This window comes from uncultured Aurantimicrobium sp. (assembly GCF_936931525.1).
GTDB lineage: Bacteria > Actinomycetota > Actinomycetes > Actinomycetales > Microbacteriaceae > Aurantimicrobium.
Genome location: NZ_CAKZII010000061.1, coordinates 1 through 3318, shown reverse-complemented (window position 1 = coordinate 3318; position 3318 = coordinate 1). Strand labels below are relative to the sequence as shown.

Below are 3318 nucleotides of genomic sequence, written 5' to 3'. Positions count from 1 at the left end.
GTGTCGAGCTCACGAGTGTTCTCCTGGGCAGCCTGAATGGCTTCCTTGGTGATTTCGTGGAACACCATGCGGTGGACAGGAACCTTGGGCTTGAGCACCTGGAGCAAGTGCCAAGAGATTGCTTCACCTTCGCGGTCCTCATCAGTTGCGAGGTAAAGCTCGTCGGCATCTTTGAGTGCCTTCTTGAGTTCCGCAACTGTCTTCTTCGAGTTCTCGGAGACCACATAGAAGGGCTCAAAGTTATCTTCGACGTTCACTGCAAACTTGCCGAAGGGTCCCTTTTTCATGTCTGCAGGAAGCTCGCTGGGCTTGGGCAAGTCACGAATGTGACCTACTGATGCGAGCACCTCATAGTTGTCACCGAGGTATTTGCCAATGGTCTTGGCTTTGGCTGGTGACTCGACGATGACGAGCTTTCTAGTGTTGGACAAGCATTCCTCCGAAATAAGTTGCGTTCCAAAAGGTCAAGATACACGGCTATTTGAGTTCGTCAATCACGGAAGCTCATTTTTTGGTCCTGCTTTGGCTCGTGTCTGGGTCACAAAACCCAACACGGTGACCTGCAAGGTCACCCGGGCGATCAAACCCTGCACCTCACATTTTTCTACTGAGAATTTATTCTTACTGGCGAGTCTTTCCGCGCGATTACAGGGATATCCGGGGATGCGTCCCGATGCCGCATCAGCTGCTTCCAATGCTGCCTGATCCGTTACCGACTGTGCTCTCTCCAGGGTGAGGAAAGCTGTTCCGAAAAAAAGTAGAAGAGATGTCACCGAAATGACCCCGCCGACCAGAATGAGGGTCGCTGCTGCACTCGAACCATGTTCATTGCGCATTGATCACACATTCTCGAACATGGACCTCAGAGAGGATCCAGGACAGCGGCCCCACACCTGTTGATTGAGCCAAGGAAACGCACACCAACTCGCCTTCGTGGGAGTGACGAAGCGTCGCACGCGGATTGGCTTTTGCCATAGACGTATTCACGAGTGTGATGTCCACTCCCTTTGAGAGTTCCCTGGCAGCCTGCCGTGCCAGCGAAGAATTGGTCAGTTGAATACCTAAGGCGCCCACTGCCTGGAGACACACCCCGAGCACTAGCACGATCGCAGGAAGCACCATCGCCAACTCGGCTGTGACACTACCCTCCGAACGTGAGAGCACGGCGAACCATGTCCGTGAGGATCTGCTTCACTTCATCCCCGCGCAGGATCGTGACGAGGAGTCCGGCGAACCCCACTGCTGCCATTGTGGCAATGGCGTATTCAGCCGTGGCTGCGCCGGCCTCGGAGCGGAAGTGCCTGAGAGTTCGAATGATTTTCTTGAGGTTGTTTGTTGTCATTTTCACCACACCTTTCAGGCTCATCACAGCTCACAATGTGGCCTGGAAATCATTCCTCTATATAAGAGGTGGAATTCACTCAGGAATTCAGTGCTGTGGAGGAGATCACGCTCGCGACTAAAGGCAAGACTCCAACGGCAATAAACGCTGGTAATACGCACACCCCGAGCGGAATCATCAGCTGCACTGAAAGCTTCTCCACCCGCATCTGAGCTTCTTCTCGTGCCGCGTTGCGTTCGAGGTGTGCTTGCGCTCGTAAGAGTGGGGAGAGAGCAACTCCGGTGTGACTAGCCAAATGCACAAACCGATCGCACTGGGCCAGTTCAGCGCACGAGATCTCGGCGTGAGTTGAGTACTTCTCAGCAACCTCGGAAGCCCATCTCCGAGCGTGAGACAAAGACTGTCCTGCAGTAAGTGACATAGCCATCACCTCAGCTGCCATCCCCCTCGACCAATTCCATCTCTGGGCACGGGTCAGCATGCGCTGCGACCACCTGTGGGAGAGAAACACCATTCCTGCAGCAAAGAGCAGAACACCCCAGCCCAGCAGTGAACCCAGCAGAAACTTGAGGGGGTCATAACCAGCGAGGACTCCTCCTGTGAGAGCGAGTAGAGGCAACACCATGACAAGACGCGTGGCCGCTTGTGGTCCTGCTAGATGAACCCGAGCCTGCCTCGCGTTCTCGGCAGCTTCACTCAACGCCTGGCCACACACCTCCAACACGGCGGCTGGAGCAGCGCCTGTCGTGAGCGCGAAGTTCCACACGTCACTCAAGAACGCTTCCGGGGTTGACGGTTGAGCTCGACTGAGTTTCTCAAAGGCGAGCTCCGCATGTTCGGCCGCCGAGCGAGGTGGAAGTCCTGCCCGCACCAGAGCTGACACCAGTCGGGTTTTCTCCGCCAGTGTTCTCAGGTGTTGTTCGGCTTCAGAGGGTGAGCTCGCGGAGAGCGAGTGGACCTTCGCTCTGAATGAATTCACCCAGTGCTGCAATGCGTCTGCCATGTTCACCTCGCTCCAGATGGACAACAACATCTAACCCGCCCCGCACCAAAGCCCCCCCCAGTTCAGAACAAATCCCTGCTTGGAACCCCAGAGCGATCAGACGTGCAGGAACGTCCAACAAAGAGTTGGCATGCAAAGTGAGACCCCCGCCTGCATGGCCCGTGTTGAGGGCAGAGAGAACAGCACCCACTTCAGCGCCTCGGCACTCCCCCAGCACGAGTCGGTCTGCGCGCATGCGCAGGGCTTGTGGCACGAGTTGCTCAATACTCACCCCGCCTGCACCCTCGATGTTTACCTGCTGAGATTCGAGAGCAATGACATGAGGGTGAGATATCTGAAGCTCAGCAACATCCTCCAGAACAACAATTCGTTCGGTGGCAGGGACGCTCGAGAGCAGATGCCCTAGCAGTGCTGTCTTTCCCGAGCCTGCAGCCCCTGTCATCAATACAGTGCGCTTGCGCTCCACGCACTCGAGCAGAAACTCCTTGTGCACTTCGGTCATGAAACCCGAACTCACTCGCTCCTCCCAGCTGAGCTGAGATGTGCGGGGAATGCGCAGTGCGATGGTTGTGCCTGAACTAGCTACGGGAGCAAGCACCGCGTGGACTCGAATGTCTCCTGGAAGACGAACATCTACATACGGGTGGGCTTGATCGATATGACGTCCACCTCGCCCGATGAGGTCAACCGCGAGGGACCTGATCTCTTCTTCTGTATACGACCAGCTGTGATCCTGCTCTAACCCAGCCCCACTGTCGACCCACAATCCGGCATTACTGGAGATGAGAACGTCGGTAACCCGGGGATTACGGAGGTGGGCATCCAAATGGGCAAGCATCCGGCCAAAATAGGCAAAATATTCATCAGATGGGAATTTTTGCCCTGTTTTGGGGGTGTTTGTACCCCTTTTGCCCCTGTGGAGGAGAAGGCGTACGTATCCGTACGAGCCACTTAACGGTGGAAGGCGACACCA

The 3318-nt window shown here is 55.8% G+C and carries 6 protein-coding genes; all 6 read right to left on the bottom strand.

Annotated elements, in window-relative coordinates; translation table 11 throughout:
* The coding region (locus Q0362_RS02810; protein ID WP_298119543.1) for a toprim domain-containing protein at window positions 1-431 on the bottom strand (431 nt) is incomplete at its 3' end.
* A 63-nt stretch (window positions 432-494) separates the two neighbouring features.
* Window positions 495-836, bottom strand: a complete 342-nt coding sequence (locus tag Q0362_RS02805) for an Rv3654c family TadE-like protein (protein WP_298119540.1) — start codon at window positions 834-836, stop codon at window positions 495-497.
* A complete protein-coding gene (locus Q0362_RS09685) occupies window positions 826-1122 on the bottom strand; it encodes a hypothetical protein (protein WP_366099771.1) in 297 nt (98 codons plus the stop codon). The genes Q0362_RS02805 and Q0362_RS09685 overlap by 11 nt, the downstream gene beginning before the upstream one ends.
* Window positions 1123-1141: 19 nt before the next feature.
* Window positions 1142-1342 carry a DUF4244 domain-containing protein gene (locus Q0362_RS02800; protein ID WP_280795547.1) on the bottom strand — a complete coding sequence of 67 codons (201 nt, stop codon included), beginning with the start codon at window positions 1340-1342 and terminating at the stop codon, window positions 1142-1144.
* Between the two features lie 79 nt (window positions 1343-1421).
* Window positions 1422-2225, bottom strand: coding sequence for a hypothetical protein (locus Q0362_RS02795; RefSeq protein ID WP_298119537.1), 804 nt, complete (start codon window positions 2223-2225; stop codon window positions 1422-1424).
* A 43-nt stretch (window positions 2226-2268) separates the two neighbouring features.
* Window positions 2269-3183 carry a CpaF family protein gene (locus tag Q0362_RS02790; protein WP_298119535.1) on the bottom strand — a complete coding sequence of 305 codons (915 nt, stop codon included), beginning with the start codon at window positions 3181-3183 and terminating at the stop codon, window positions 2269-2271.
* Between the last annotated feature and the right edge of the window lie 135 nt (window positions 3184-3318).